The 26,957-nt window shown below is 38.5% G+C and carries 29 protein-coding genes; 23 read left to right on the forward strand and 6 right to left on the reverse strand.

From position 1 onward, the window contains the following. Positions 1 to 304 precede the first annotated feature (304 nt). The 4 genes from DIZ30_RS11940 to DIZ30_RS11955 all read left to right on the forward strand — a co-directional run bounded on the left by DIZ30_RS11940 (position 305) and on the right by DIZ30_RS11955 (position 4,868). On the forward strand, positions 305 to 697 hold the full coding sequence (locus tag DIZ30_RS11940) for a MerR family transcriptional regulator (RefSeq protein WP_109023224.1): 393 nt from the start codon (positions 305 to 307) through the stop codon (positions 695 to 697). Between the two features lie 27 nt (positions 698 to 724). After that, positions 725 to 2,065, forward strand: coding sequence for a type I glutamate--ammonia ligase (glnA, locus tag DIZ30_RS11945; RefSeq protein ID WP_002287001.1), 1,341 nt, complete (start codon positions 725 to 727; stop codon positions 2,063 to 2,065). A gap of 725 nt (positions 2,066 to 2,790) precedes the next feature. After that, positions 2,791 to 3,036, forward strand: a complete 246-nt coding sequence (locus tag DIZ30_RS13945) for a hypothetical protein (protein ID WP_002326505.1) — start codon at positions 2,791 to 2,793, stop codon at positions 3,034 to 3,036. A gap of 221 nt (positions 3,037 to 3,257) precedes the next feature. Further along, entirely contained in the window at positions 3,258 to 4,868 is a 1,611-nt protein-coding gene (locus DIZ30_RS11955) for a CTP synthase (protein ID WP_002286999.1), read from the forward strand. On the opposite strand, the gene DIZ30_RS13810 is transcribed toward DIZ30_RS11955, so the two are convergent. Further along, positions 4,845 to 5,057 (reverse strand): hypothetical protein, encoded by a 213-nt coding sequence (locus tag DIZ30_RS13810; protein ID WP_002294058.1) that lies wholly within the window; start codon positions 5,055 to 5,057, stop codon positions 4,845 to 4,847. The genes DIZ30_RS11955 and DIZ30_RS13810 overlap by 24 nt on opposite strands. 102 nt (positions 5,058 to 5,159) lie before the next feature. Here DIZ30_RS13810 and DIZ30_RS11965 point away from each other — a divergent pair, with 102 nt between their 5' ends. The 13 genes from DIZ30_RS11965 to DIZ30_RS12030 all read left to right on the forward strand — a co-directional run bounded on the left by DIZ30_RS11965 (position 5,160) and on the right by DIZ30_RS12030 (position 16,839). Next, positions 5,160 to 6,029, forward strand: a complete 870-nt coding sequence (locus DIZ30_RS11965; RefSeq protein ID WP_002294057.1) for a class II fructose-bisphosphate aldolase — start codon at positions 5,160 to 5,162, stop codon at positions 6,027 to 6,029. 468 nt (positions 6,030 to 6,497) lie between these two features. Beyond that, positions 6,498 to 7,199 (forward strand): VanR-ABDEGLN family response regulator transcription factor, encoded by a 702-nt coding sequence (gene vanR / locus DIZ30_RS11970; protein ID WP_002325445.1) that lies wholly within the window; start codon positions 6,498 to 6,500, stop codon positions 7,197 to 7,199. Further along, entirely contained in the window at positions 7,192 to 7,386 is a 195-nt protein-coding gene (locus tag DIZ30_RS11975; RefSeq protein WP_002301489.1) for a hypothetical protein, read from the forward strand. The genes vanR and DIZ30_RS11975 overlap by 8 nt, the downstream gene beginning before the upstream one ends. Before the next feature lie 80 nt (positions 7,387 to 7,466). Further along, on the forward strand, positions 7,467 to 8,306 hold the full coding sequence (locus DIZ30_RS11980; protein ID WP_109023225.1) for a cell wall metabolism sensor histidine kinase WalK: 840 nt from the start codon (positions 7,467 to 7,469) through the stop codon (positions 8,304 to 8,306). 103 nt (positions 8,307 to 8,409) lie between these two features. Continuing rightward, positions 8,410 to 9,072, forward strand: a complete 663-nt coding sequence (gene ddcY, locus DIZ30_RS11985) for a D-alanyl-D-alanine carboxypeptidase DdcY (protein ID WP_109023226.1) — start codon at positions 8,410 to 8,412, stop codon at positions 9,070 to 9,072. 151 nt (positions 9,073 to 9,223) lie between these two features. Beyond that, positions 9,224 to 10,495 carry a UDP-N-acetylglucosamine 1-carboxyvinyltransferase gene (locus DIZ30_RS11990; RefSeq protein ID WP_002326502.1) on the forward strand — a complete coding sequence of 424 codons (1,272 nt, stop codon included), beginning with the start codon at positions 9,224 to 9,226 and terminating at the stop codon, positions 10,493 to 10,495. Further along, positions 10,492 to 11,787 (forward strand): transcription termination factor Rho, encoded by a 1,296-nt coding sequence (gene rho, locus DIZ30_RS11995; protein WP_002290332.1) that lies wholly within the window; start codon positions 10,492 to 10,494, stop codon positions 11,785 to 11,787. Before DIZ30_RS11990 ends, rho begins: the two co-directional genes overlap by 4 nt. Before the next feature lie 98 nt (positions 11,788 to 11,885). After that, positions 11,886 to 12,149: a type B 50S ribosomal protein L31 gene (locus DIZ30_RS12000; RefSeq protein WP_002290330.1), complete on the forward strand. Its 264-nt coding sequence runs from the start codon at positions 11,886 to 11,888 to the stop codon at positions 12,147 to 12,149. A 446-nt stretch (positions 12,150 to 12,595) separates the two neighbouring features. Then, the gene (locus DIZ30_RS12010; protein ID WP_002338703.1) at positions 12,596 to 13,045 is read left to right on the forward strand and encodes a PTS sugar transporter subunit IIA; all 450 of its coding nucleotides are present in this window, start codon (positions 12,596 to 12,598) and stop codon (positions 13,043 to 13,045) included. A gap of 56 nt (positions 13,046 to 13,101) precedes the next feature. Continuing rightward, complete coding sequence (locus DIZ30_RS12015; protein ID WP_109023227.1) at positions 13,102 to 14,520, forward strand: PTS fructose transporter subunit IIC; 1,419 nt, start codon at positions 13,102 to 13,104, stop codon at positions 14,518 to 14,520. Next, entirely contained in the window at positions 14,520 to 15,380 is an 861-nt protein-coding gene (locus DIZ30_RS12020; protein ID WP_109023228.1) for a ketose-bisphosphate aldolase, read from the forward strand. Before DIZ30_RS12015 ends, DIZ30_RS12020 begins: the two co-directional genes overlap by 1 nt. Positions 15,381 to 15,553: 173 nt before the next feature. Then, entirely contained in the window at positions 15,554 to 16,327 is a 774-nt protein-coding gene (locus DIZ30_RS12025; RefSeq protein ID WP_025478699.1) for a DeoR/GlpR family DNA-binding transcription regulator, read from the forward strand. A 146-nt stretch (positions 16,328 to 16,473) separates the two neighbouring features. Beyond that, complete coding sequence (locus DIZ30_RS12030) at positions 16,474 to 16,839, forward strand: DUF2512 family protein (protein WP_002289228.1); 366 nt, start codon at positions 16,474 to 16,476, stop codon at positions 16,837 to 16,839. Positions 16,840 to 16,986: 147 nt separating this feature from the next. On the opposite strand, the gene DIZ30_RS12035 is transcribed toward DIZ30_RS12030, so the two are convergent. Continuing rightward, a complete protein-coding gene (locus DIZ30_RS12035) occupies positions 16,987 to 18,195 on the reverse strand; it encodes an MFS transporter (protein WP_002294047.1) in 1,209 nt (402 codons plus the stop codon). A gap of 18 nt (positions 18,196 to 18,213) precedes the next feature. After that, complete coding sequence (locus tag DIZ30_RS12040) at positions 18,214 to 18,492, reverse strand: hypothetical protein (RefSeq protein WP_002289230.1); 279 nt, start codon at positions 18,490 to 18,492, stop codon at positions 18,214 to 18,216. A 192-nt stretch (positions 18,493 to 18,684) separates the two neighbouring features. Between DIZ30_RS12040 and DIZ30_RS12045 the strand changes: the two genes are divergently transcribed. Continuing rightward, on the forward strand, positions 18,685 to 19,341 hold the full coding sequence (locus DIZ30_RS12045) for a Crp/Fnr family transcriptional regulator (protein WP_002289231.1): 657 nt from the start codon (positions 18,685 to 18,687) through the stop codon (positions 19,339 to 19,341). A gap of 385 nt (positions 19,342 to 19,726) precedes the next feature. Here DIZ30_RS12045 and DIZ30_RS12055 read toward each other — a convergent pair whose 3' ends face one another. From DIZ30_RS12055 to DIZ30_RS12065, 3 genes are read right to left on the reverse strand one after another with little or no spacing between them, the layout of a single operon-like run. Next, a complete protein-coding gene (locus DIZ30_RS12055; protein ID WP_002289232.1) occupies positions 19,727 to 20,524 on the reverse strand; it encodes a TPM domain-containing protein in 798 nt (265 codons plus the stop codon). Further along, positions 20,521 to 21,705, reverse strand: coding sequence for a hypothetical protein (locus tag DIZ30_RS12060; protein WP_002326497.1), 1,185 nt, complete (start codon positions 21,703 to 21,705; stop codon positions 20,521 to 20,523). The genes DIZ30_RS12055 and DIZ30_RS12060 overlap by 4 nt, the downstream gene beginning before the upstream one ends. A gap of 24 nt (positions 21,706 to 21,729) precedes the next feature. Next, positions 21,730 to 22,977: an SPFH domain-containing protein gene (locus DIZ30_RS12065; protein WP_002294044.1), complete on the reverse strand. Its 1,248-nt coding sequence runs from the start codon at positions 22,975 to 22,977 to the stop codon at positions 21,730 to 21,732. 214 nt (positions 22,978 to 23,191) lie between these two features. Here DIZ30_RS12065 and dnaX point away from each other — a divergent pair, with 214 nt between their 5' ends. From dnaX to DIZ30_RS12090, 5 genes are all read left to right on the forward strand, one after another. Beyond that, entirely contained in the window at positions 23,192 to 24,937 is a 1,746-nt protein-coding gene (gene dnaX, locus DIZ30_RS12070; RefSeq protein ID WP_002294042.1) for a DNA polymerase III subunit gamma/tau, read from the forward strand. 19 nt (positions 24,938 to 24,956) lie between these two features. Beyond that, positions 24,957 to 25,271 (forward strand): YbaB/EbfC family nucleoid-associated protein, encoded by a 315-nt coding sequence (locus tag DIZ30_RS12075; RefSeq protein ID WP_002292337.1) that lies wholly within the window; start codon positions 24,957 to 24,959, stop codon positions 25,269 to 25,271. A 24-nt stretch (positions 25,272 to 25,295) separates the two neighbouring features. After that, entirely contained in the window at positions 25,296 to 25,892 is a 597-nt protein-coding gene (gene recR, locus DIZ30_RS12080) for a recombination mediator RecR (RefSeq protein WP_002296223.1), read from the forward strand. 63 nt (positions 25,893 to 25,955) lie between these two features. Beyond that, complete coding sequence (gene tmk, locus DIZ30_RS12085; protein ID WP_002294039.1) at positions 25,956 to 26,600, forward strand: dTMP kinase; 645 nt, start codon at positions 25,956 to 25,958, stop codon at positions 26,598 to 26,600. A 14-nt stretch (positions 26,601 to 26,614) separates the two neighbouring features. Beyond that, positions 26,615 to 26,944 carry a cyclic-di-AMP receptor gene (locus tag DIZ30_RS12090; RefSeq protein ID WP_002292340.1) on the forward strand — a complete coding sequence of 110 codons (330 nt, stop codon included), beginning with the start codon at positions 26,615 to 26,617 and terminating at the stop codon, positions 26,942 to 26,944. Positions 26,945 to 26,957: the final 13 nt, after the last annotated feature.

Genomic DNA, 26,957 nt, shown 5'->3' on the forward strand with positions numbered 1-26,957 from the left:
CAAGAAAATCATTGAATTACAGAACACCAATCGAAATATTTTTGAGCTATGTACAAGAAGCATTTTATTCTAGCTTAATTTGACAAATCATACAATAAAAACACTAATAAAGGATAGTACAGTATAATAAAAAATAAAAGGTATCTGGTACGAAAATCAACTAGATACCTTTTTTGTGTTCTTATTTTTTTGTTATTTTATAAAAAATAGAGATCTCATGTTAGAAAACCTAACATATGCAGTTGACAATATTTTTTTTAATTGGTACACTTTAGCCAACTTATAAAACGAAAGGGGACGTCTGATGGGAGAAAAGGAATTGCGCCGATATATGTCCGTATTTCCAATTGGTACAGTTATGAAGCTGACTGATTTGTCTGCTCGGCAAATTCGCTATTATGAAGAACAAGATTTAGTTCATCCGGAACGAAGCGAAGGAAACCGACGTATGTATTCGCTGAATGATATTGATATGTTGCTTGAGATTAAAGACTATCTTTCAGAGGGATTGAATATGGCTGGGATCAAACGTGTATACGAAATGGCACAGGCGAAAAAACAAGAAGCAAAAAACAAGAAGCCGTTGACAGATCATGACGTTCGACAAATTTTTCGTGATGAGATTTTGGCGCAAGGTGGGTTAAGCAAAACAGGTCATTATCAGTCGCAAGGATTGCAAAGACAATTCTTTGACTGAATAAATTAAAAAAGGAAGAGGGATACCATGGTAAAGAAACAGATAACAGGTGAAGAAATCAAACGAATCATTGAGGAAGAAAACGTACGATTTTTACGATTGATGTTCACAGACATCTTAGGTACGATCAAAAATGTAGAAGTTCCAGTGAGCCAGATCGACAAAGTATTAGAAAATAAAATGATGTTTGACGGTTCTTCGATTGAAGGATTTGTTCGAATTGAAGAAAGCGATATGTATTTGTATCCAGATCTCTCCACTTGGATGATCTTCCCGTGGGAAAGTGCTCATGGAAAAGTTGCTCGTTTAATTTGTGATATCTATAATCCGGATGGGACACCATTTGCCGGCGATCCTCGCGGGAATTTGAAACGAGCATTGAAAGATATGCGCGACCTTGGTTTTACCTCTTTCAATTTAGGACCTGAACCAGAATTCTTCTTATTTAAATTAGACGAAGACGGTGGGATCACAACGACCTTGAATGATAAAGGTGGTTATTTTGATTTTGCACCAACAGATTTAGGTGAAAATTGCCGCCGTGACATCGTGTTGGAATTAGAAAGTCTAGGCTTTGAAGTGGAAGCTTCACATCATGAAGTAGCGCCAGGACAGCATGAAATTGACTTTAAATATGCAGATGTGGTAGATGCTTGTGATAATATCCAAACCTTCAAGCTCGTTGTCAAAACGATTGCACGCAAGCATGGACTTCACGCGACTTTCATGCCGAAACCGTTATTTGGGATCAATGGTTCTGGTATGCATTGCAATATGTCTTTGTTCAATGATGAAGGAAATGTTTTCTATGATAAAGACGGTGAATTGGAACTAAGTGAAACAGCTTATCATTTCTTAGGTGGTTTGCTGAAACATGCTCGTGCCTACACAGCCGTTTGCAATCCAACAGTCAATTCTTATAAACGTCTCGTTCCAGGTTATGAAGCGCCTGTTTATGTCGCATGGAGTGGCCGTAATCGTTCGCCATTAGTACGTGTACCAGAATCTCGCGGTTTATCCACACGTTTGGAATTGCGGTCAGTTGATCCATCTGCAAACCCATACTTGGCAATGGCAGTATTGTTGCAAGCAGGACTAGACGGTATCCGTAATCAGATCACACCGCCAGCAGCTGTTGACCGTAACATTTATGTAATGGATGAGGAAGAAAGAGAAGCTGCACATATCCAGGACTTACCTTCAACTATCCATAATGCTATCAAAGAATTGCGTAAGGATAATGTAATGATTGACGCATTAGGACAACATATCTTCTCAAATTTTGTTGAAGCAAAACGTCTCGAATGGGCGGCATTCAGACAAACTGTTTCCGAGTGGGAAAGAGAACAATATCTAGAACTTTATTAAAACAGGAATACCGTGAATTAGAGGCTGTGAAATCAGCGTTTTGACCTGAGTATTAGAGAAACTAACGGAAAAATAGTTCCTCATATTTTGCCGTTTTTTGAGCTAATACCGAGGGTCAGCTGATTGAACACCGTTTAGTGGAGAGGTTGTGAAAAAGCTGCCCTGCAACAAGTAATAAGAATAGCCAAGCAAAAACAGCTTTTCTTGTTTTTGAATTGGCTGAACTTATTACCGCAGATGCAAGCTTTTGAACACCGTTTACCAAGAGGTTTTGAAAAAGACGTTTAGTTTCGAGTATTAAGAAAAATTTTGTGAAAATGGCTTTCTACATTTTTGCATAAATTTGGCTTAATACCGAGAAACTGGCTTTTGAATACCGTTTATCCAGAGGTTGTGAGCCTACCATTTAACTCCGAATCACAAGAAATAATTTCAAAAACAGCTTCTCATGTTTGATGGATATTGTGACTTGTGACCGAGGAGTTGGCAGGAGAACACCGTTTATTTAGAAATAAGGAGGCACGACTTTTGTCGCATCTCCTTATTTTTTACTTATGTGATTCGTTACCTTCAATGAATCCCTACAAGGCACTTTTGTTGAAAAAAAGGTCATCTTTGAAAAAATTAGTGGAATTGTTTTGTTTTTGATATTATTTAATAGAAAAGATATGCCAAAAATCCGAGAACTGTGGACTACGTTTTTTACGTAAAGGAGGTAAATAAGGGTGAAAGAAAAAGATTGTTTCTACGATAAGCTATATAAACTGTTGCTGCAAGTAGGAAAAAGTAGTTCTTTATTAGGTGGGATATTATCTATCATAATGTTTGTTTTATTTTTTTATCTATTATTTCACTTAAAATTTTTCAGTAACGATTTTCTGATTTGCTTAGGTTTAACGTTAGCTATGTTTATATCAAGCTTATTATGTGGGTTAAATTTTTTTTGCACTCATAAAGGACTTAAGAAATAATTTCTCAAAGGATATCGAAAAAGAAAAAATTGTAAGCGGATAGTATTCATTTGAGTACTTGACTTTCCCTTAGTCAGCTTGTATTATACACCTTGGGCACCCTTTTAGAGGGTCAGAAGTTTACAGAAATTTCGGCTCCCTATTCTTATTGAAGAATAGGGAGCTTTGTTTATTTTCTGAGACTTTTCCTGCACATAAATTAAAAAGGAGTTTTTGAACTTATGACAAAATATATTTTTGTGACCGGCGGTGTCGTTTCATCAATCGGAAAAGGGATTGTTGCAGCTTCTTTAGGACGCTTATTGAAAAACCGCGGCTTAAAAGTAACTATCCAAAAATTTGATCCATACATCAACGTGGATCCGGGGACGATGAGCCCATATCAGCACGGAGAAGTATTCGTAACAGATGATGGTGCTGAAACAGATTTGGATCTGGGCCACTACGAACGTTTTATTGACATCAATTTGAACAAATACTCCAACGTGACGACAGGAAAAATCTATTCTGAAGTTTTGCGTAAAGAACGTAAGGGCGAATACTTGGGAGCAACTGTTCAAGTTATTCCTCATATTACAAATGAGATCAAAGAAAAAATCATGCGAGCAGCTAAAATGACTGATTCAGATGTGATCATTACAGAAGTAGGGGGAACAGTAGGGGATATAGAATCTTTGCCATTCCTTGAAGCACTTCGTCAAATGAAAGCAGATGTCGGTACAGATAATGTTATGTATATCCATACAACATTGATTCCTTACTTGAAAGCTGCTGGAGAAATGAAAACTAAACCAACGCAGCACAGTGTAAAAGAGCTACGTGGTTTAGGTATCCAACCGAATATTTTGGTGGTACGTACAGAGCAACCTGTTTCTCAAAGCGTGAAAAATAAATTGGCACAATTTTGTGATGTCGAACCAGAAGCAGTTATCGAGTCGCCAGATGTAGATACACTTTACTCCATCCCATTAGTTTTACAAGCACAAGGAATGGATCAAATTGTTTGCGACCATTTAAAACTAGATACACCAGAAGCAGATATGACAGAATGGAAAGAATTAGAAGAACGTGTCTTGAACTTGAAGAAAAAAGTACGGATTGCGCTTGTCGGTAAATATGTCGAGTTACCAGATGCATATATCTCAGTAGTTGAAGCATTGAAACATTCTGGTTTCGCCTATAATTCAGACATCGAGATCGATTGGATCAAAGCACAAGAATTAACGAGAGAAAATGTAGAAGAACGTTTGAAAGACGCAGATGGAATCTTGGTTCCTGGTGGATTTGGTGATCGCGGAGTAGAAGGGAAAATCGAAGCGATTCGTTATGCTCGCGAAAATGACGTTCCGTTTTTAGGTATTTGTCTTGGTATGCAGATGGCTTGTGTCGAATTTGCACGTAACGTCGTTGGATTAGAAGATGCGTCATCAGCTGAAACGAATCCAGATACAGCAAACAATATTATTGATTTAATGGCTGATCAGGAAAACATCGAGAATTTGGGTGGAACTTTACGCCTTGGATTATACCCATGTAAAATCAAAAAAGGAACGAAGACGGCTGAAGCATATGATGGAGCCGATGTTGTGCAAGAACGTCACCGTCACCGCTATGAGTTCAACAACAAATATCGTCAATTGTTTGAAGAACAAGGGCTAGTCTTTTCAGGTGTCTCACCAGATAACCGTTTAGTAGAAATCGTAGAGCTGCCAGAGAAAAAATTCTTTGTGGGATGCCAATTCCACCCAGAATTGATTTCTCGTCCAAATCGCCCGCAAAAATTAATCAAAGCATTTGTCGGAGCATCATTAGCAGATCACGAAACAAAATAATTTTTGAACTTGATAGAAAGAGAAAAGTAGCAAGAGAAGGGGATAAGCAATTTTCTTGTCACTTTTCTCTTTTTCTGATTTGTTATTATTTGTAGGAAAAAAGATAGAAAGCAAAAGACTTTTTTCGATTAAAGCGCTATTGGATATTTTATTTTTTGCAAAAAACTTCTTGAAAATTTTCATTTTCATTGATTTTAGTAGAAAACTACCGAAATGTTTGGTAAAATAGGGTCGTTGGTTAAGAATTGTCTTAACAAATTTAGTTTTACAAAACTTAGGAGGAATTTTATTATGCCAGTAGTATCAGGAGCTGAATTTTTAAAAGCTGCTCGTAAAGGCGGTTACGCTGTCGGCGGATTCAACACAAACAACTTGGAATGGACTCAAGCAATCCTTGAAGCGGCTGAAGCAAAACAAGCACCAGTACTTATCCAAACATCAATGGGTGCAGCTAAATACATGGGTGGTTACAAAATCTGTAAAGATTTAATCACTGATTTAGTTGAAGCAATGAACATCACTGTTCCAGTTGCTATCCACTTAGACCATGGTGACTACGAAGCTGCTTTGGAATGTATCGAATTAGGCTATACTTCAGTAATGTTCGATGGTTCACATCTACCATTTGAAGAAAACTTGAAATTAGCTAAAGACGTTGTTGAAAAAGCACATGCAAAAGGTATCTCAGTTGAATGTGAAGTTGGTTCAATCGGCGGAGAAGAAGACGGAATCATCGGTAACGGCGAATTAGCTGATATTGAAGAATGCAAACAAATGGTTGCTACAGGTATCGACTACTTAGCTTGCGGTATCGGTAACATCCATGGTCAATATCCAGAAAACTGGAAAGGATTAGCTTTTGACCACTTACAAGCAATTGCTGATGCTGTAGGTCCAGACATGCCTTTAGTATTACATGGCGGATCAGGTATTCCTCAAGATCAAATCGAAAAAGCTATCTCAATGGGTATCTCAAAAGTAAATGTTAACACTGAATTCCAATTATCATTTGCTGCAGCTACTCGTAAATATATCGAAGCTGGTAAAGATAAAGAAGGTAAAGGATTCGACCCTCGTAAATTATTAGCTCCAGGTAAAGCAGCAATCGTTGAAGATGCTAAATCTCATATCGACTGGTTCGGTTCAGCTAACAAAGCGTAATTCGTTTTAGCTGCATCAATAGCCCTCAAATACTGTTTATTCGGTTGTGAGAAAAAGAACGGGACATTTTTGTCCCGTTCTTTTTATGTTTTTAAATAACATATTTATTTGGTTTTTTTTTAGTAGATGGTATTCGCCTTAGAAAGGCAAAGTTATAATTATCAATAAGAGAGTTATTATTCCAAGGTTATAGAAACCTTTTATAAAAGGAATCTTTGTTAAAAAACATCTGTAGGAAAATCATCAGAAAATTTTGAGGGAAAAATGAAGATTACTTATAGTTTATGAGTTAAAATAAATATTGATAACTGAATTCGTATGAGTAGATAGATACATAATGAAAGAATATTGACAATTACATAACGAAAATACGAAGGCAAGTACATTAAATAGCACAATGTTTTTAATAATAGTCGACATGGATATGATATAATTTAGAAAATTTGTTAGTGGTGGTGAAACAATACGATGCCAGATAAAATATTATTGGTAGACGATGAACAGGAAATTGCTGATTTGATCGAAGTCTACCTGAAAAATGACGGATATGAAGTACAGAAATTTTATCTTGGACAAGAAGCGTTGGACTGCATAGAAAGAGAATCATTTGATTTAGCTGTATTAGATGTGATGCTTCCAGACATTGATGGATTTAAAATCGTCCAAAAAATCAGAGAAAATCATTTTTTTCCTGTGATTATGCTGACAGCAAAAATAGAAGACATAGATAAAATAACTGGTCTGACTTTAGGTGCAGATGATTATATCACAAAGCCTTTCAATCCTTTAGAAGTCGTTGCGCGAATCAAAACACAGTTAAGACGTTTTCAGAAATATAACATTCAAGTTGATTATTCGACAGAAGAATCGATAAAAGAAATTGATATACACGGACTAATCATTAACCAAACGCTACATACGTGTACACTTTATGGGGAAACAATCTCTCTAACACCCTTGGAGTTTGCTATCCTATGGTATTTGGCCGAACGAAAGGGCGAGGTCGTTCCAGCAGAACAGCTGTTTGAAGCCGTTTGGGGAGAAAAATTTCTCGACAACAATAATACAGTCATGGCACATATCGGACGCTTGCGTGAAAAACTCAAAGAACCAACACGCAAACCAAAATTTATAAAAACTGTTTGGGGAGTGGGCTATAAAGTTGAATAAAACAGGTGATGCCAAAAATTCTTCACGTTTAAAAAAACGCTTGCTGAAACGATTAGCTACACAATTAAGTATTTTTACTGTAGCAACAATCAGTGCTTTTATGATGTTTTTTTTGTTAGTCGCTTTTTATTCGGGCTCTATACGTGGGAATGGTCGGATAGATTCTATCAATTTGCGAAAAACCTAGAAAGAAATTATATTTTTGTCGTTTTGATTGCGTTACTAGCTGGAGGATTGGTTATTTTACTTAGAACATGGTCAAAAAGTATGGCACAGTTGGATGAAGTACTTGAAGCTTCAAGGAAACTTTATCAAAATCAAATAGAACCTCTCAAACTTTCTGAAGATCTACAGGAGTTTGAATGGGAATTGAATCAAATTCGTCAGGAAGTAGTTTTGAGTCAGCATCAAGCCAAAGAAGCGGAGCAACGAAAAAACGACTTAATCGTTTATTTAGCTCATGACTCGAAGACGCCTTTGACTTCAGTGATAGGCTATCTTACACTGTTACGAGATGAACAGGAAATTTCTTCTGAACTAAGAAAACATTATCTATCAATTTCCTTAGATAAGGCAGAAAGACTAGAAGAACTGATCAACGAGTTCTTTGAAATTGCTCGGTTTAATTTATCAAATATCGAATTGATGCCGACAAAAGTCCATCTGAAGATGATGTTAGAACAGCTAAGTTATGAATTTTTGCCTCTTTTGTCTTCCAAGCAGCTGACTCTAGAAAGTGAGTTAGAAGCTGATCTTTCGATTCGTTTTGATGTCGATAAAATGCAGCGCGTTTTTGATAATCTCTTACAAAACGCAATCAACTACAGCTATGAAGGAGCAGTGATCAAACTCTCGGCAAAAACAGATCAAGACAAGAAACGGGTTAAGATTATTTTCTCTAATCAAGGTCCAACTATTCCACCTGAAAAACTATCTAGGATTTTTGAACAATTTTTCCGATTAGACACCGCACGACAAACAAATCGAGGAGGAGCTGGACTGGGATTAGCAATTGCCAAACAAATCATTGAACTTCATGCTGGCCAATTGACTGCACAAAGTAAAGATGAAGAGACAAGCTTCACAATTGATTTGCCGCTTTCGTAGGAAAATCGTAAGAGATTCTTGTTAAATAACAGAAAATTGTCTTTGTTTTACTTGGTAAACTTACTAAGAAAAGCAAAGATTTTTTAGTTGGAGGACAAGAATAATGAAAAGATCGTATAAGACAGTAGCTGTAATCCTATTAATCGTCTTATTAGCAAGTATAGGTCTATTTTTTAGAAAGATACCACAAAAAATCCAAGTATGTGGAGAAGAACGAGATTCATGGAATCTACTACTAGTCAATGCAAAACATAAAATACCTCAAGGATACACAGTGGAGTTACAAAAGCTATCCAACGATCAAGCAGTAGACAAGCGTATATATCCTGACTTACAGCTGATGCTTGATGCAGCAAAAGCAGAAGGAATCTATCCGAAAATCGTTTCAAGTTTTCGAACGACAGAAGATCAAGAAAAAATCATGGAAGATAAAATTGCCGCCTTTCAAGAAAAAGGCTATTCCAATCAAAAAGCAAAAGAAGAAGCAGCAAAATGGGTAGCTGCACCAGGCACAAGTGAACATGAATTAGGATTAGCAGTAGATATCAACGCTGAGTCAAGTATTTCTACAGACAAAGAAGTGTATGAATGGTTAGCAGATAACGCGTATCAATATGGTTTTATCTTACGCTATCCATCAAACAAAGTGCATATTACGGGTGTTGGTTACGAACCATGGCATTATCGATACGTTGGTAAAAAAGCAGCAAAAAAAATAACCGAGGCAGGGATAACATTGGAAGAATATTTAGGGAAAACAGAATAAGTACCTCGCTTTGAAAAGATCTCGGATCCATCTGCTTCAGTCGGGGATCTTTTTTTTACTTAAACGGCAGACCATGCTCGTTTCTTTTTTTTATCTATGATAAAATACAAGCATATCTATGAAAAAAGATTAATAAACAAGGTGGAAACAGATGAAAAAAATCGTAATCAAAGGAAACCGACCTTTAGCTGGTGAAGTAACGATCAGCGGTGCAAAAAATAGTGCAGTCGCATTGATTCCATCTGCAATCTTAGCTGATTCCCCAGTGATCTTGGAAGGTGTGCCGGACATACAAGATGTTCATTCATTAATTGAAATTTTAGAGATCATGGGCGCAACTGTCCATTTTTCCAACAACATACTAGAAATCGATCCTCGAGAAATCGTATCGATTCCGATGCCGCACGGAAAAATCAATAGTTTGCGTGCTTCTTATTATTTTATGGGAACACTGCTTGGTAAATTTGGCGAAGCGGTAGTAGGCCTGCCAGGTGGCTGTTATTTAGGCCCTAGACCGATTGATCTACACGTCAAAGGATTTGAAGCTCTAGGTGCTGAAGTGACAAATGAACATGGTGCCATGTATTTACGGACAGAAAATAAAGGATTGCGTGGCAATCGGATTTTCATGGACGTGGTTTCAGTCGGAGCAACGATCAATGTGATGTTAGCTGCTGTAAAAGCAAAAGGACAGACAGTAATTGAAAACGCTGCACGAGAACCGGAAATCATAGATGTGGCAACTTTACTGAATAATATGGGGGCAAAAGTTCGAGGAGCGGGTACAGATGTGATCCGTATCGAAGGAGTCGAAACATTACATGGCTGTCGGCATTTCATGATTCCTGACCGCATCGAAGCAGGAACCTATCTAGCATTAGCAGCTGCAGTAGGAAATGGTATCAAAGTGAAAAATGTGATCTTTGAACATTTGGAAAGCTTTATAGCAAAATTGCAGGAAATTGGTGTCCATATGAAAATCAGCGAAGATGAAATCGAAGTTTACCCCTCGAAAAAATTAAAACCCGCAAACATCATGACCTATCCTTATCCAGGATTTGCCACAGATCTGCAGCAGCCACTTACTGCGTTACTATTGATGACTACAGGCACTTCAGAAATCATCGATACGATCTATGCGAAACGTGTGAATCATGTGCCGGAACTAGCACGAATGGGCGCTGATATTACCGTGGAAGGAAATATGATCATCGTGAATGGTCCAAATAAACTTCACGGCACAGAAGTCGTGGCTTCTGATCTTCGGGCAGGTGCTTGTTTAGTGATTGCTGGACTATTGGCAGAAGGGACAACGACGATTTACAATGTAGATTATATCTTACGCGGTTATGATCATATTATCGAGAAACTAACAGCCTTAGGGGCATCAATTGAAATGATAGAGGAAGTGGGAGCTGAATGAGCGATTATTTGACAATGGCAGAACTAGAGAACAAAACGTTAAAAGAAGTTTATAGTTATGCCAAAGAATTTAAAATTCCTTATTACAGTAAGATGAACAAAAAGGAATTATCTCTAGCTGTGATTCGTGCACAAGCAGAGAAACAAGGATTTTATTATATGGAAGGAATATTGGATATCGTTGGTCAAGATGGTTACGGTTTTTTACGGCCAATCAATTATGGACCAAGTGCAGAAGATATCTATATTTCTGCCTCACAAATCAGACGATTCAGTTTGAGAAATGGGGACAAAGTGGCAGGAAAAGCCCGTCCACCTAAAGAATCGGAACGTTATTATGGTTTGATGCACGTGGAAAGCGTTAATGGAAAAGATCCGGAAGAAGCAAAAGAACGTCCGCATTTTCCAGCCTTAACACCTCTTTATCCGCAAAGACAGCTTCAATTGGAAACAACACCGCAAAGACTATCTACCCGAATGATCGATATCTTTTCTCCAATCGGTTTTGGTCAGCGTGGATTGATCGTCGCACCGCCAAAAGCAGGGAAAACTTCTGTATTAAAAGAAATCGCGAATGGCATCACAGAAAACTATCCGGAAGTAGAATTGATCGTTCTACTGATTGATGAACGACCGGAAGAAGTAACTGACTTAGAACGAAGCGTGAAAGGCGACGTGGTATCTTCAACATTTGATCTGCAGCCGCAAAACCATACTCGAGTTTCTGAATTAGTATTGGAGCGTGCTATGCGTTTAGTCGAAGATAAACGAGATGTCGTTATCTTGATGGATAGCATTACTAGACTTGCTCGAGCTTATAACTTAGTTGTTCCACCAAGCGGACGTACATTGAGTGGCGGGATTGACCCAGCCGCATTGTATAAACCTAAGAAATTTTTCGGGGCAGCAAGAAACATCGAAGAAGGTGGCAGTTTGACGATTTTAGCGACCGCTTTAGTCGATACAGGAAGCCGTATGGATGACGTGATCTATGAAGAATTCAAGGGAACTGGAAATCTAGAATTACAACTTTCACGCGAGTTATCCGAGCGTCGGATCTTCCCAGCCATCGATATCAAAAAATCAGGTACCCGAAAAGAAGAATTATTGATGCCAAGTGAAGAATTAGAAGAAATTTGGAAACTTCGAAAAAATATGACTGGAGATTCATTAGAATATACGGAACAACTGATCCGCTTTTTGCGTAAAACAAAAAACAATCAGCAATTTTTCAAAGAATTTCAAGATGTCTCCTTTGGTAAAAAAAATCCGACTAGAAATCTGAAAAGATAATTGCAACCTTGACTGAAACATGTTAAGATGTTAATGTTGTAAATCGACAAATCAACTCTGGTTCAGCAAATGGAGCAGGGCAAAGGAGCTAAAAAATCATGAAAGAAAACATCCATCCAGATTACCACCCAGTAGTATTCATGGATTCAACAACTGGTTTCAAATTCTTGTCAGGTTCAACAAAAACTTCACAAGAAACAGTTGAATGGGAAGACGGTAATACATACCCAGTCATCCGTGTCGAAGTAACTTCTGACTCACATCCATTCTACACTGGACGTCAAAAATTCACACAAGCAGACGGACGTGTGGACCGTTTCAACAAAAAATACGGTCTCAAAGACGCAAACGCTGCGGAATAATAAAAACGCTGATAACTCAACGTTTAGCAGACTATCTGATAGGGATAGTCTGTTTTTTTATGTTTTTTTGCCAATTTAAAACTTCGTTTGATGCTGAAAAAGTCGTAGGATCATAATGCACAAAACAATGAAAAAAATAGTATATAGCTTTGACTATCAACATGATAAAGACACCTTTTATTAACGAAATGAAAGAAGGTTATTTCGAAGTAAAAAACCATTTACCTAAAATTAGAAGCTAAGCTTTCCTTTCAAGGAAGGCTTTTTGTTTTGTTATAGACTTGCGATTGTTTGTGAGCTAGATCGTTCATTTTAATGACTTATACACGCGGATGATGGGTCTTTTTCCTCTGTTCATTCATAATATTGAACGGTACAGCTAGCGATGCTATACTGACCTCAGTTCCAAGAAAACGTTAACATTTTTTGTGGGGGAGAGGTTTTTTATGAGGTTTGATCAATTGATCGCAGAAGAACTGATTGTTTTCGATCCATCGATAGATTCAAAAGGATCATTATTTGAGCGAATAGGGGATGTGTTGAAAAAAACAAATAAGGTAAGAAATGTTCAAAAAGTCGTTAAGGCACTATTCAAACGAGAGGAGGAGATCTCCACAGGAATAGAAGATGGATTTGGGATTCCCCATGCAAAAAGCAAATATGTGAGAAAACCAGCACTGTGTTTTTTTCATACAGCCAAATTAACGGACTATAGCGGGATAGATGAAATGCCAATTGAATATATTTTTGCCATCGTAGTTCCTGAAAAATCAGCAGATATGCATCTAGAGATTCTCAGCGCACTCTCCAGACGATTGATGAATGCAGATTTTAGAAAGGGAATAAAAGAAGCCACTACGCCAGCAGATATCATCAGACAGATTAGTCAAGAATGAAAATAGTAGAGTCTTTGTCCGAGTATCGATAGTGAAGAAAAAGGAGGAAAATAATCATGAAAATCGTTGGTGTAACTGCTTGCCCGACTGGAATTGCTCATACTTATATGTCGGCAGAAAAATTAGAAGTAACAGCAAGAAATCTAAACCATCAAGCAAAATTCGAAACACAAGGTGTAAAAACAGAAAATCAGTTATCTGAACAAGAAATCAAAGAGGCAGATGCAATCATTCTTGCAGTAGATAAAGAAATCGAATTGGACCGATTTGCCGGGAAAAAAGTAAAGCGTGTCTCTACAAGCCGAGCAATCAAAGAACCGCAAGTAGTAATAGACGAAGCATTGAGAGATATTGGCGTATTCGTTGTGTCTAATGAAAAAGAACCAGCTGCAAATGAGAAAAAGCCGACAATCTATAATCATTTCATGAATGGTGTGAATTACATGCTTCCATTTGTGATCGCAGGCGGAATCATCATCGCACTGAGTTTTGCCTTTGGGATTACAGCGGCTGATCCCAACTCAGCAGACTATAATGTGTTAGCAGCTGCATTTTCAAGGATCGGAGGAGATACAGCGTTTGCCATGATGGTTCCTGCGTTAGGCGCAGGGATTGCTACATCGATTGCTGGAAAAGCAGGTTTTGCCCCAGGAATTGTTGCCGGATTACTGGCCTCTACAGGTGGTTCAGGTTTTCTTGGCGGAATGATTGGTGGCGTGCTAGCAGGGTATATCTGTGATTTTCTGGCAAATAGAATCAGCGTAAAAAAAGAATTTTCTGCTATTTATCAGCTGATTATCGTCCCCCTTTTATCGATCTTAATTATTGGGCTTTTGATGGTATTTGTGATTGAACAACCGATCACATGGGTGTTGGATGCTTTGACAAATTGGCTGAATAGCTTGGGAAATACATCCGGGCTATTGTTCGGATTACTTATCGGGATCATGATGGCAGCTGATATGGGTGGGCCGATCAATAAATCGATTTCGACTTTCTCGATCGGTTTGATGTCAGCTGGAGTAAATGCACCGATTGCTGCTTGTATGGCTGCAGGAATGACACCTCCCCTAGGTATTGCTTTAGCCACTTTATTATTCAAACATAAATTTACCAAAGAAGAACGGACTTCAGGTCAATCATGCTGGATTTTAGGCGCTTCGTATATTACAGAAGGTGCTATACCGTTTGCGGTATCTGACCCGATCCGCGTGATACCTAGTTTGATGACAGGTTCAGCAGTCGCTGCAGGGATTTCCATGGCAGTAGGAGTTACTTCAATGGCACCTCATGGAGGGATTTGGGTGATGCTAATTCCAAATGTTATGAACAATTTACCTATGTATGTCTTGGCAATTGCATCAGGTACAGTCACTACAGCCTTTATGCTTGGACTATTGAAAAAAACAGTGAAAGAGAAAAAACAAGACAAGTGGACGAAAAATGAAAATCTAACAAATGAGGTGGAAGCGTAATGTTATATACAATGAAAGAGTTATTGAAAGTGGCTAAAGAGAATCAATTTGCAGTACCAGCCTTCAATATTTGCAGCTATGATATGATGAAAGCAATCATCGAAGAAGCAGAGAGATTAGAAGCACCAGTAATCTTAGAAATTCATCCTGATGAAATCGCCTATTTAAGTGATGAGTTTGTTGCGGCAGTAAGAGCCTATGCTTATACAAGTAAACTGCCGATCGTTATCCACTTGGATCATGGCGGTACGATAGAAGATGTCTTACGGGCGATTCGAAACGGCTATTCTTCCGTGATGATCGATGCGTCTTTGAAATCATTCGACGACAATGTACAGATTACGAAAAAAGTGGTTGCGTTAGCTCATGCGGTAAATGTCTCAGTGGAGGCTGAGCTTGGAACGATTGGGAATAATGGTTCTGCTAAAGGAGGTGCTGAAACAATCATTTATACAGATCCTGATCAAGCGAAGATTTTTGTGAAAGAAACAGGAATCGATACACTTGCTGTAGCAATTGGAACAGCGCATGGCTTGTATCCGAAAAACAGAACTCCAAAATTAAATATCGACTTACTGAAAGAATTGAACCAACAAATCGATCTTCCATTTGTTTTACATGGCGGTTCAGGTAATCCGGACGCAGAAGTCAGCGAAGCAGTAAAATACGGAGTTGCCAAAGTGAATTTGAGCTCAGATCTTAAAAGCGTCTTTTTCAATGCTTTGAGAGAAATATTGAGTGAAAATCCATCGATGTACGAGCCGAATGCAATTTATCCAGCAGCTAATAAAAAGGTACAAGAAGTAGTCAAACATAAAATGGAAATTTTGAACACAGTAGGCAAGGCTAGTTTATACTAAAAATAAAAATGTGTGGTCAAGAGGGTATGACAATAGTCTTGTCATACCCTCTTAACCACACACGATGTTCAGAAGTAGTTTTTTCGAAAAATTTCTTCTTATTTCTCGAAGCCAATCACTTCTGTCACAACCTCTTTTTTCCTGTTACTATATAAAGTAAATGGGGTGATTTTATGTTGAATGAAGTGGAGAATAGACAGCAGGAGATTGTGAATTATCTAAAAAACAACCAATTTGCAAGAGTCACCGATTTGATCGAGTTAGTAAATTATAGCGAAGCCACGATTAAACGTGACCTTGTTTTTCTGGAAAAAAGTGGATTGATCCGTAGAGTTCGCGGTGGCGCCATGCTTATTGACAATCGAAAAATTGACGTGCCTTACCTGATGAAGATCACCAAATTAGAAGAAGAAACAGAAAAACGTAAGATTGCAGATACAGCTTCTTCTTTGATTCGAGATGATATGGTCTTATTCTTGGATTCCAGTACAACCTCTTTACACTTAGTCAGAAACCTAGCAAGATTTGATGGTTTGCAGATCATTACGAATGGCATCGTCACAGCTGCTATGTTGAGTGAATACACAACGGCAAAAGTATCTGTATTGGGAGGGGCAATTGTTCCGAAACGAGCAACAATCAACGGTTCAAAAGCCTATAACGATGCATTGTCATATTATGCAGATTTAGCGATAATGAGTTGTCGCGGGCTAGATTTCAGCCAAGGAGTAACAGAAACTCATGAAGGAGAGGCAATGGTCAAAAAAGCTTTTAGAAAACAATCAGACCGGCTTGCCGTTTTAGTTACACAGCAAAAAATTGCACATAAATTCATGCATCAAGCCATTGCTTTTCATGAAATCGATTATATGGTGACAAGTAAAGAACTGACAAAAGAACAGTATGCGAAAGTAAAGGAACACCATATCGAATGTCTGTATGGATAAATTATTACGTGAATGTTCTAAGTGGCTTCCTCATTTTTAGATAGGACCTTATCTTTGCTCGCTTCTCTTAGCCGATGGTATAATAATGAAAAGGTTATCTTGTTAGATAATCTTAATTTTTTATCCAGGAGAAAGGAGTGCAGAAAATGAAACATGTGAAGGCGTTGGTAGTGAAGGCAATCATGATCTGGGCGATTCTGTGGGTCGTGCTGACAGGTTTATACGGTGTTAGCTTTATGGATTCAACGATTGTTGGGGTAATTATTGTAGTCATGATCTATGTGCTAGGGGATCTGTTGATCTTACGTAAAGTAGGGAACATCGCAGCGACGATCGCAGATGCTGGTTCAGCTGCAGTTATCTTGTGGCTCTATCTATATTTTATGAATGATACAGTCGATATTTGGATGAAAGTATTGATTCCTGCTCTATTGATCGGTGTGGCAGAATGGTTCTTCCACAAGTGGTTGCTAAGTCAAGGCATCGTACCAGATGAACGGAAAATGGAATAAATCAACAGTTAAACTATTCTTATCGATAAATGAAAGCTTTAAAAATAAATAGATGTTTAATTAAGAATAATCATAAACTATTTTTACTCAAAAAACCGCTCAGATCATTTTCAGATCTGAACGTTTTTTTTTATCTATTCATCAAGATCAAATTTCATTTTTCAATGATTCAATCAATTCGCCCTCTGCTTCATGACTATGTTTTCGGCCATTAACAAGATAGAGTGCTGTACATATCAATGGAATGACTCCGGCAATCACATACAATCCTCTAAATGAAGTAAGAGATTTTAGCATCCCCATCAAATAAGGACCAACGCCTAAGCCTAGGTCTAAACCAATAAAGTAGGTAGATAAAGCAATACTGATTCGATGTTCGCGGACGATTTTTAAACAAACAGCCTGTCCATTTGACATAAACGTACCATAACCTAGGCCGACTAATGCTCCAGAGATAAGCAATGTCACACTATTCGTCGTTACACTCAGTAAAAATAATCCTGCTGTTAAGAATAAATAGCTAGGATACATCACGTATTGTTCTCCTTTGACATCGAAAATCCTTCCAGTCAATGGACGTGTAAATGTGATGACCAAAGCATATACGACGAAGAAAAATGACCCAGCAGCAACTAAGTGGATTACTTTTGTATAAGAAGATAAAAATGATAAAACACTTGAATAAGAAAGACCCATCAAAAAGGCAATTCCTGTAATGAAAAGTGCTTTCTTTTCAATAAAACTATTGATATTCCATGAGCGAAGAGATATTTTTTGTTCTTCAGATAATGGAATATTTTTTACAGGAAAGACAAGGCAGGCAATCGTAACAAAGAAGACCAGTACAATTGAAAACCAGATAATGAAACGAAAATCAGTCATATTCAGCAAAATCATTCCTAAAAATGGCCCAACAGCGGCAGCTAAACTAGTACTTAATCCATAATAATTGATGCCTTCCCCTTTTTTAGATGCAGGGATATATGCAGTAACGATAGCATTTGTAGCTGTAGAAACTGTACCGTAGCCGAATCCATTCAAGAATCGAACTAAATACAATGCCCCGATAGTTGGCGTATAAAGATATGCTAATGTTGAAAGGAGATAGAAGATCGCGCCGCCTCTTAAGGTAAACTTCCGACCAAATAGTTCTAACTGTTTCCCCATGAATAAGCGTGCCAGCAATGTTCCGATGATATAGATCCCAGAAGCAAAACCTGCTTGGCTCAAGCTGGCGTGTAAGGTGTCTTGCGCAATGACTGCCATGATGACCATCAACAGATAATAAATCAGGTAGACAATAAAATTGATCAATGTGATTCCAATAAAATATTTATTAAATAATTTCTTTTCCATGTATGTTATACATTCCCCTTAAGCTGAATATGCTTTTAATTTTTGTATTTGAACTTCTACATCGTGATAATTGGATGGATAGCGATCAACAAGTTGGCGAATAAATAAATCTCTTGTAGACATAAACAGATTTAAAAATTCTTCGCATTCGTTTGTTGGATTCTCATCCACTGCTTTGATCAATTCGATCGAGTTTTGATACGCATCATTTAAAAAGACTAAAGAAGCTTTCATATCAAATCGTGTTTGATATGCTGTTTCTAATCGATTAATGATTGTGTTCATCCAGTAATTCATGTTTTTTCCCTCTATTCTTAAAAAATTTTACTTCTGCAGTATAACGAATAAAAAAAAGGAAAAAAATCGCATAAGTGATGGAAAAAGGTACTTAACAAATGTTAATATCATTAGTAAAATACCTTTGGACTTTAAAAAGTTTTAAAGTACTGTATGATCTTTTTAGATGAAAGTTTGGATGGGGGAGCATCATTGGATAGTAGAGTCTTAAAGGAATATTTGGATAAAAATGATTTTCCGATTATACGCAAAGGATATCATAAATATTTGACATTCGAAGGGATGGAAGATTCCCATACGTATATCTTGAAAGAGGGAACGGTAAAAGCAAGTGTTATTTCAAATGATGGGAGAGAATTTAACCTTCGCTATATCAAAGATCTTGAAATCGTCTCTCTTTTAAAAGACGAATATTCACAATTCATCGATTCGCCGTATAATATTCGAGTTGAATCAGAATATGCAGAGTTTTATCGAATCAATCGTGTGCGCTTTTGGCAAAATATCAACCAAGACCCAAAGCTACAACACTATGTAAAAGAGTATTACCGCTATCGTCTGCTTTATTCGATGAAAAAAATGCAGCAAATGCTATTAAATGGAAAGCTGGGAGCTGTTTGTACGCAACTTTACGAATTATATGATTTATTCGGTGTGCGGACAGAAGAAGGGATGCTGATCGATTTTTCGATCACGAATGAAGAAATCGCCAAATTTTGTGGCATCTCAACTGCTAGCAGTGTGAACAGAATTTTAAAGCAGTTGAAAAAAGATGGTATTATCACAGTGAAAGATCATCATATCGTTATTTTGAATATGGACTTGTTAGAAGACAATATTATCTTTTGATGAACAAAGAGGTTGTGAAATCAGCGTTTTGAGCTAATACTGAGGGTCAGCTGATTGAACACCGTTTACCAAGAGGTTGTGAGCCTGCCGTTTAACTCTGAGTCACAAGGAACAATTTCAAAAAACAGCTTTTCATGTTTGATGAATATTGTGACTTGTGACCGAGGAGTTGGTAGGAGAACACCGTTTAAGGAAGAGGTTGTGAAAAAGCTGTTCTGCATCAAGTAATAAGAAGAGCCAAGTAAAAACAGTTTCTTATGTTTTTAACTTGGCTGGACTTATCACCGTAGATGTAAGCTTTTGAACGCCGTTTATTCGCAACAAAAGGGGCTGTGACACGATTTTTGTCACAGCCCTTTTTTTGCGAACATTCATTTAGCAATTTTTAGAAACTTCTGCCGCCACCGCCAAAAGTCCCGCCACCGCTAGAATGGGTAGTACTTCCGCCACCGCCGCTTCCAGGAGGTGGGCTTTTGGGGATTCTTCTTGTCGTGACAAAAGAATTTGTCAGACGATCGGTTTTTTCAGTTAATTTGATACTGGATTTTTCTCGGAATGGATATTTGTAGATGCCTGATTTCAATTGATAACGCGAAACAGTCACAAAATAAAAGACAAGACTAAGGATAAGAGCCAAAACAACAGCAATGATGATTTCTACTGTCGTCAAAACCTTATAGCGTGTAATTTTGCCAGTTTCTTCGTCTACACGATAATGTCCTCCTGGAACTCCGTCTTCCACATATGTTGCTGATTTAGACAGGTAAGCTTTTGCAGCATTGTAATAGGCAGCATTTGTCATCTGATCATAAACATCATCTAATATCGAATCGATTCTGCTGTCAGTCAAATAATCGATCATATTACCAGAAGTCGAAATGTAGATTTCACGCTGTCCCATATCTAATAGCAATACTGAGCCATTTTGATCATTTCCGACTGCGTCTCTTAAGTAATTATCAGCAAAGTCTCTTGGTTCTTCTGAATTAGATGTAGTCGTTACGATCAAGACTCGTCCTTTGATTTTTTCATTCAGCTTTTCTGCCTGTTGTTCCAAAGATTGGATTTGATCTGTTGTAAATAACCCAGCCTCATCATTTACCGTAGCTGTATCTGCATGAGTAGCCACCGGCCAGCCAACACTTACTAGCAAAAGAAAGAATAAAAAAAATTTTTTCATCATATCAAGTAACCTCCGATCAGAAAGAGGATCGCTAGCCCAGCGAAAATCCCAAGAGCGGTCAGTCCCAATTTTTTCTGGCTGATCGGCAGGACACCGCTGACCTTTCCTGTTTGTCCATTCATTGCATAGTAGTAGACTTTTTTACTTGAGTCATTGCTTCGATAAGTAACAAGCCATACCGGCAGTAATACGTAATTATTTACTTCGTTTGTGATTGAAGCAGAAGTTCGCACACCGGTCAATGTTGTATATCCATTTGCGGTATCTTTTAACAGCTTCTCTGAATAGTCTTTTAATTCAGATTGAATCTGTGATTTGATTGCCTCATATTCGATATCTCTTTTTTCTGCTTGGAACCCGGCTAAATACTGGCTTTTAAAATCAATTGCTTTATCTAACGGGAAAGGTTGCACGCCTTCGACCATCTTTTGTTGCGTATTTTTTGATAAGGCATTTTTTACTAGTTCTTTAAAAGAAAGCTTGCCTGCTCTTGAAACAGCAAATTGCTTCGTTTCTGTGTATTCGATGTCACCTATCCGCCATATGCGGATAACTGTACCATTCGCCTGCATGGCACCATCTACTTCAGCATCTGTAGCCCAATAAGGGAAATACACACCTGTCAACTTATCGATTTGATCCTTATTGAAAAAAGCTTTGGGAACAAACCATTTTTTCTTGGTCCAAGCGAGAAATCTGTTGATTGCTTCTTCTTTCTCGACAGCAAAAGGAAGTACTTTATTTGGCAAGAATTCTCCGCTTAAACGTCCCGATAGTACGACGGGATTATGGCAGTAGTAACAATAAGTCGCAGCAGTTGTCGCATCAGTCACGATCTCTGCACCACAGTTGGGACAAAGAAAAAGATCCATCGCTGCGGTATTATCTGCAGATTCGTCCGCTGTATCTGAAAAACCGCCTGCCTCGTCAACCGCTTTGCGCTCGGCTTCATTCATATCGGCAAGCTGTTCTTGGGCTGTAAAAGTAAAATCTTCGGTAGGTGAAGGTTCTTCTTTGCTTTCTTCGCCAGCCATACGCGCTTCTTTTTGCTTTTGCTCATATTGGCTGACTTCTTCTTCTGTATAGATATTCAGGCAGTATTCGCAATGAAATTTTTGGTCGTTGGGATCAAAAGTCAACGGACCGCCGCAATTAGGACATTTATGTGTAAGAACATCCATCAGCTGCACACCTTTCTAAATAAATTAATCAACGGGGATTCCTTTAAACGGTTTACCACAGTTTGGACAGAATTTAGGGATGCCGTTGGAAAGATCCACGATCTCATTGCATTCACTGCATCGCATTTGTAGCTTAGGCTGAACGTTTTCTACAGGTTTGGCAGCTCCGCAGTTGGAACAGAATTTTCCGGAATTTTCTGTCCCGCAAACTGGACATGTCCAAGTATCCGCATTTCCTTGTGCAGTTTGTTGATTTTGTTTTTCTGCTTGTTGTTTGATTTGTTCTTGGTTATTTTGAGCTGCTTGAGAAAGATAAGAACCATTTGCATTCATTCCCATACCTACACCCATAAAGCCGGTCATTGCTCCTGCTTCATTTTTTCCGGCTGCTTCCATACCACGTGCAATGGAACCTTGCACGTATCCTTCACGTACGCTAGGATCACCTAGCATCGCCCCTTCGTTACGCATATTGATCAGTTTCACAGAATCATCGGTGTAAGAAATGCTGGCTACAGCCACAGAAACAATCTCCATCCCACGTAATTCACGCCAAGAATCATCCAATGCAGTATCCATGTATTTGCTTAATTCCAAACTCTTAGATGGTACATAAGAAATCCGTTGACCATCTGCAGACATCTGATTGATTGCTGATTGCAGCGCTGTTAGGAATTCAGCTAAATACTGCTCATTGATATCATTGATTTCCACTTGTGTTTTGTTTTTAGGGATTGCGTTTGTATAAAATAAAATCGGGTCAACGACATGAATAGAATAAGTGCCATGTGCCCGTAAGAATAATTCTGCGTTATAGAAATTGTCAAAGTAGTTCAACGGCGCGCTTGTACCGAATTTGATTCCCTTTATTTCTTGGAGATTGATATAAAAAACTTGTTGTTTCTGCGGTGTGACGCCGCCAAATTTAAATCGGTCAAAAGTTTCAGCAATTGCTTCTTTCAGTGTTCCGTTGAACATGGAAGGAGCTGCGTCATTTTTAATGGTGTAATAACCTTCCTCAGCGGTATAATCGATGATTTTTCCACCATCGACCAAAAGCATCATCATGTTTGGATAGACATGGACGACTGTTCCGTCTGTTAAAACATCTTCTGTTCCTTTACGATTGGAGCCACGTTTGTCATCTTTGCGGACTTTGACACCTTTTGTCATGACCGTTGTATCACTCATATTGTCTGGTTCGATGACTTCTAGCCATTGATCTGCCAGACCGCCGCCAACCATACTTGTTGCTGCTTTGATAAGACCCATAAAAAATTCCTCCTCTGATTCAGCTAATGCCAAACAATTATTGTTTATTTATTATACCATAGGAAGATGTGAAACTTCTCGGACTAGAGACGGAATTGAAATGGAAAATTGCGTATTGTTTAAATACCTGAAAAAGCCGAGAAGGATAGTAGTTTTTTTACCTAATATCACGTATAATAAGAGATAGTGAATTTTTTAAAAAAGGGGGATCCTTATGGCATATCAAGCACTTTATCGAGTCTGGCGTTCGCAGCGTTTCGAAGACATCGTTGGACAAAAAGCTGTGACACAGACACTAAAAAATGCTATTGTTTCCCACAAAACCTCACATGCCTACTTGTTTACAGGACCCAGAGGAACCGGAAAGACGAGTGCAGCAAAGATTTTCGCAAAAGCAATCAACTGTCCGAACAGTAAAGACGGTGAGCCATGCAACGAATGCGAAATGTGTCGATCAATTACTGCTGGTACGCAAGAAGATGTGATCGAAATCGATGCTGCCAGCAATAACGGAGTCGAAGAAATCCGATTTATCCGTGATCGGGCAAATTATGCGCCTACAAAGGCAGCGTACAAAGTGTACATTATTGATGAGGTACATATGCTTTCAACAGGAGCTTTCAATGCCTTGTTGAAAACATTGGAAGAGCCAAAAGAAAGTGTCATATTCATCTTAGCAACGACCGAACCTCACAAAATACCAGCTACGATCATTTCACGGACTCAGCGATTTGATTTTAAACGGATCAATACGGCAGATATTGTCGAACATCTTGAATTTATCTTGAAAGAATCGACTATCAGCTATGAACCAGCTGCATTGAATGTGATTGCCCGTTCTGCAGAAGGCGGGATGCGGGATGCATTGAGTATTCTTGATCAGGCAATCTCGTTTAGTGAAGGAACAATTACTTTAGATGATGCCATGCAAGTGACAGGTAGCTTAACTGACGAAATGATGGACAGTTACTTGAGTGCTTGCGTGAAAAAAGAAGTACCAGAAGCATTGGAAACATTGAACCAAATTCTCGCAGCCGGCAAAGAATCACGTCGCTTTCTAGAGGATATGTTACAATACTGCCGTGACTTGCTGATGTATCAGCAAGCACCTAACCTAGTTGAGGAACAATCGAGTACGATCAGAAGTACATTTACAGAATTGGCACAAACTGTTTCAGCGGATCAGCTGTTTTCAATGATAAAGATTTTGAGCGATACTCAAAATGAAATTCGTTTTACCAATAGTGCCGCTATTTATTTGGAAGTCGCTACAGTCAAACTTGCACAGCTACCGTCTGCTTCTGTTCCTTCAGCAGATGTAGCATTTGCAGATGATCAGATAGTAAAACAGCTACAACAAGAGATTAAGGAACTAAGAAACGAAATCAAGGAACTACGCAGTAATACAGGAATTGAGAATACAAAAGTACAGCCGGTACAGCAAACAAATCATAAAAAACAGACAAGTACCTATCGTGTACCGACGGAACGAGTATATAAAGTTCTGCGGGAAGCGACAAGACAGCATCTGAACCAAGTAAAAGAAGTATGGGAAGACTTGCTGATGAGTCTATCTGTCACTCAGCGAGCAATGCTTAAAGCAAGCGAACCAGTTGCAGCTGGACCTACAGGACTAGTGATTGCGTTTGATTATGAGATTGTTTGTCAAAGAGCAGCAAATGACGAAGAATTGCAGCTTTCGGTACACAACAACTTAAGCCGAATGATCAAAGATTATGCGCCTGATCCTGTTTATATTACAAGAGAAAGCTGGCCAGAACTTCGAAGAAATTATTTGACGCAGGCACAAGAAGAGGGAACAGAAAACTCTTTTGCTTCTGAAGACTCAGAAGGAGAAATCGAGTTGCTTCCTCAAGAACAAGAAGTACCAGAAGAAACACTTGTAGTAAAAGCAGAGGAACTGTTTGGCTCCGAAGCTGTTACAGTGGTAGATGATTAATAAAAAGGAGTAGATAATTATGATGCGTGGAATGGGCAATATGCAAGGCATGATGAAACAAGTACAAAAAATGCAAAAAGAAATGGCAGAAGCACAAGAGCTGCTAAATAAAACAGAGTTTACAGGTAAAGCCACCAATGAATTGGTCAAAGCGGTTTTTACAGGCGATCGTCGCATGAAAGATATCCAAATCAATGAAGAAGTCGTTGATCCTGATGATATCGAGATGCTTCAGGATCTTGTCGTAATGGCAGTCAATGATGCGATCGCACAAATTGATGTGGAAACTGAGAAAAAATTAGGGAAATACGCAAAAGGTTTGCCAGGATTTTAGTTTTAAACTGAAGGAGTAATGAATATGCAATATCCAGAACCAATTGCGAAACTGATCGACAGCTACATGAAACTTCCAGGAATCGGTCAGAAAACAGCGACAAGACTCGCCTTTTATACGATCGATATGAAAGATGAAGTAGTAAATGAATTTGCTAAATCTTTGTTAAGTGTAAAACGCGATTTGCATTTTTGTAGTATCTGCGGAAACATCACAGAAGAAGATCCCTGCGAAATATGTAGAAATCCTTCACGTGATCGAAGCGTTATCCTAGTGGTCGAAGAGCCGAAAGATGTAATGGCAATGGAAAAAATGCGAGAATATCACGGACTTTATCATGTTCTCCATGGTGTGTTATCACCGATGGAAGGGACAGGTCCAGAAGACATCAATATTTCTTCTCTGTTGCAGCGGCTGCATGATGCAGATGTAAAAGAAGTGATTATCGCAACAAATGCAACAACAGAGGGAGAAGCAACAGCTATGTATCTCTCACGTCTGATCAAACCCGCAGGTATCAAAGTGACTCGTCTAGCACATGGTCTGTCTGTAGGCTCTGATATCGAGTATGCAGATGAAGTTACTTTATTGAAAGCTGTCGAAGGAAGACGTGAGTTATAAATTTCTAATTAAGTGTTTTTTCAGATACAATATAAAAGCAGCACAAGAGATGGGGGCAACAATGTGAACGGACTATTTATTACAATCGAGGGGCCTGATGGTGCAGGAAAAACCAGCATCTTGAATGAACTTTACCCTCTTTTGAAAGAAGTAGCAAAAACAGAAATCATTCAAACAAGAGAACCAGGAGGCATTCCGATTGCTGAAGAGATCCGAGCAGTGATCCTTGATCCAAAAAATGATCGGATGGATGAACGTACGGAAGCACTGCTTTATGCAGCAGCAAGAAGACAACATCTAGTCGAAAAGGTTCTGCCTGCTCTGGCAAAAGGGAAAATCGTTTTATGCGATAGATTTGTCGACAGTTCTCTTGCTTATCAAGGTGCAGGCCGACGCATCGGCGTTACCGAGATTGCTCGGTTGAATGAGTTTGCTACAGAAGGTACTACGCCGGATTTTACCCTTTATCTTGACGTAGATTCAGACACCGGATTAAGAAGAATCAAGAAAAACAGACAAAATCAAATCGACCGTTTAGATTCGGAAGGTTTGGAATTCCACCAGCGTGTACGTCATGCTTACTTAAAGCTGGCAGAAGAGAATCCGGAAAGAATCCACAAAGTTGATGCAAGAAAAAGCTTTGAAGAAGTGCTGCAAACAAGTTATCATACAATTATTGAACAGTATCCGCAATTTTTTGAAAACTAGGAAGGTGAACGTTTATGAAAATTATTTTAGCGATTATCCAAGACAAAGACAGCAACCGTTTATCAAATGAATTGATTGATGCAAATATCCGTGCCACAAAACTATCATCGACAGGCGGCTTCCTTAAGGCTGGAAACAGTACGTTTATCGTGGGTATTGAAGATGACCGTGTAGAAGAAGCATTGGAAATCATCAAAAAAACGTGTGAATCAAGAAAGCAATTTGTATCTACACCTGTTACACTGGATATTTCGATGGATGGGGGCGTCCCTTATCCAGTAGAAGTAGAAGTAGGCGGTGCCACAGTCTTCGTCTTACCTGTTGAAGGATTCCATCAATTTTAGGAGGAGCTGAGCT

The organism is Enterococcus sp. H57, assembly GCF_003112495.1.
In the GTDB taxonomy this organism is placed as follows: Bacteria; Bacillota; Bacilli; order Lactobacillales; family Enterococcaceae; genus Enterococcus_B; species Enterococcus_B faecium.

Bases quoted from the DNA above. Each gene is read 5' to 3' on its own strand.
- DIZ30_RS11940 (WP_109023224.1), top strand. From the start codon at position 305: ATGGGAGAAAAGGAATTGCGCCGATATATGTCCGTATTTCCAATTGGT.
- glnA (WP_002287001.1), top strand. From the start codon at position 725: ATGGTAAAGAAACAGATAACAGGTGAAGAAATCAAACGAATCATTGAG.
- DIZ30_RS11955 (WP_002286999.1), top strand. From the start codon at position 3,258: ATGACAAAATATATTTTTGTGACCGGCGGTGTCGTTTCATCAATCGGA.
- DIZ30_RS13810 (WP_002294058.1), bottom strand. From the start codon at position 5,057: ATGAAAATGAAAATTTTCAAGAAGTTTTTTGCAAAAAATAAAATATCC.
- DIZ30_RS11965 (WP_002294057.1), top strand. From the start codon at position 5,160: ATGCCAGTAGTATCAGGAGCTGAATTTTTAAAAGCTGCTCGTAAAGGC.
- vanR (WP_002325445.1), top strand. From the start codon at position 6,498: ATGCCAGATAAAATATTATTGGTAGACGATGAACAGGAAATTGCTGAT.
- DIZ30_RS11980 (WP_109023225.1), top strand. From the start codon at position 7,467: ATGGCACAGTTGGATGAAGTACTTGAAGCTTCAAGGAAACTTTATCAA.
- ddcY (WP_109023226.1), top strand. From the start codon at position 8,410: ATGAAAAGATCGTATAAGACAGTAGCTGTAATCCTATTAATCGTCTTA.
- DIZ30_RS11990 (WP_002326502.1), top strand. From the start codon at position 9,224: ATGAAAAAAATCGTAATCAAAGGAAACCGACCTTTAGCTGGTGAAGTA.
- rho (WP_002290332.1), top strand. From the start codon at position 10,492: ATGAGCGATTATTTGACAATGGCAGAACTAGAGAACAAAACGTTAAAA.
- DIZ30_RS12000 (WP_002290330.1), top strand. From the start codon at position 11,886: ATGAAAGAAAACATCCATCCAGATTACCACCCAGTAGTATTCATGGAT.
- DIZ30_RS12010 (WP_002338703.1), top strand. From the start codon at position 12,596: ATGAGGTTTGATCAATTGATCGCAGAAGAACTGATTGTTTTCGATCCA.
- DIZ30_RS12015 (WP_109023227.1), top strand. From the start codon at position 13,102: ATGAAAATCGTTGGTGTAACTGCTTGCCCGACTGGAATTGCTCATACT.
- DIZ30_RS12020 (WP_109023228.1), top strand. From the start codon at position 14,520: ATGTTATATACAATGAAAGAGTTATTGAAAGTGGCTAAAGAGAATCAA.
- DIZ30_RS12025 (WP_025478699.1), top strand. From the start codon at position 15,554: ATGTTGAATGAAGTGGAGAATAGACAGCAGGAGATTGTGAATTATCTA.
- DIZ30_RS12030 (WP_002289228.1), top strand. From the start codon at position 16,474: ATGAAACATGTGAAGGCGTTGGTAGTGAAGGCAATCATGATCTGGGCG.
- DIZ30_RS12035 (WP_002294047.1), bottom strand. From the start codon at position 18,195: ATGGAAAAGAAATTATTTAATAAATATTTTATTGGAATCACATTGATC.
- DIZ30_RS12040 (WP_002289230.1), bottom strand. From the start codon at position 18,492: ATGAATTACTGGATGAACACAATCATTAATCGATTAGAAACAGCATAT.
- DIZ30_RS12055 (WP_002289232.1), bottom strand. From the start codon at position 20,524: ATGATGAAAAAATTTTTTTTATTCTTTCTTTTGCTAGTAAGTGTTGGC.
- DIZ30_RS12060 (WP_002326497.1), bottom strand. From the start codon at position 21,705: ATGGATGTTCTTACACATAAATGTCCTAATTGCGGCGGTCCGTTGACT.
- DIZ30_RS12065 (WP_002294044.1), bottom strand. From the start codon at position 22,977: ATGGGTCTTATCAAAGCAGCAACAAGTATGGTTGGCGGCGGTCTGGCA.
- dnaX (WP_002294042.1), top strand. From the start codon at position 23,192: ATGGCATATCAAGCACTTTATCGAGTCTGGCGTTCGCAGCGTTTCGAA.
- DIZ30_RS12075 (WP_002292337.1), top strand. From the start codon at position 24,957: ATGATGCGTGGAATGGGCAATATGCAAGGCATGATGAAACAAGTACAA.
- recR (WP_002296223.1), top strand. From the start codon at position 25,296: ATGCAATATCCAGAACCAATTGCGAAACTGATCGACAGCTACATGAAA.
- DIZ30_RS12090 (WP_002292340.1), top strand. From the start codon at position 26,615: ATGAAAATTATTTTAGCGATTATCCAAGACAAAGACAGCAACCGTTTA.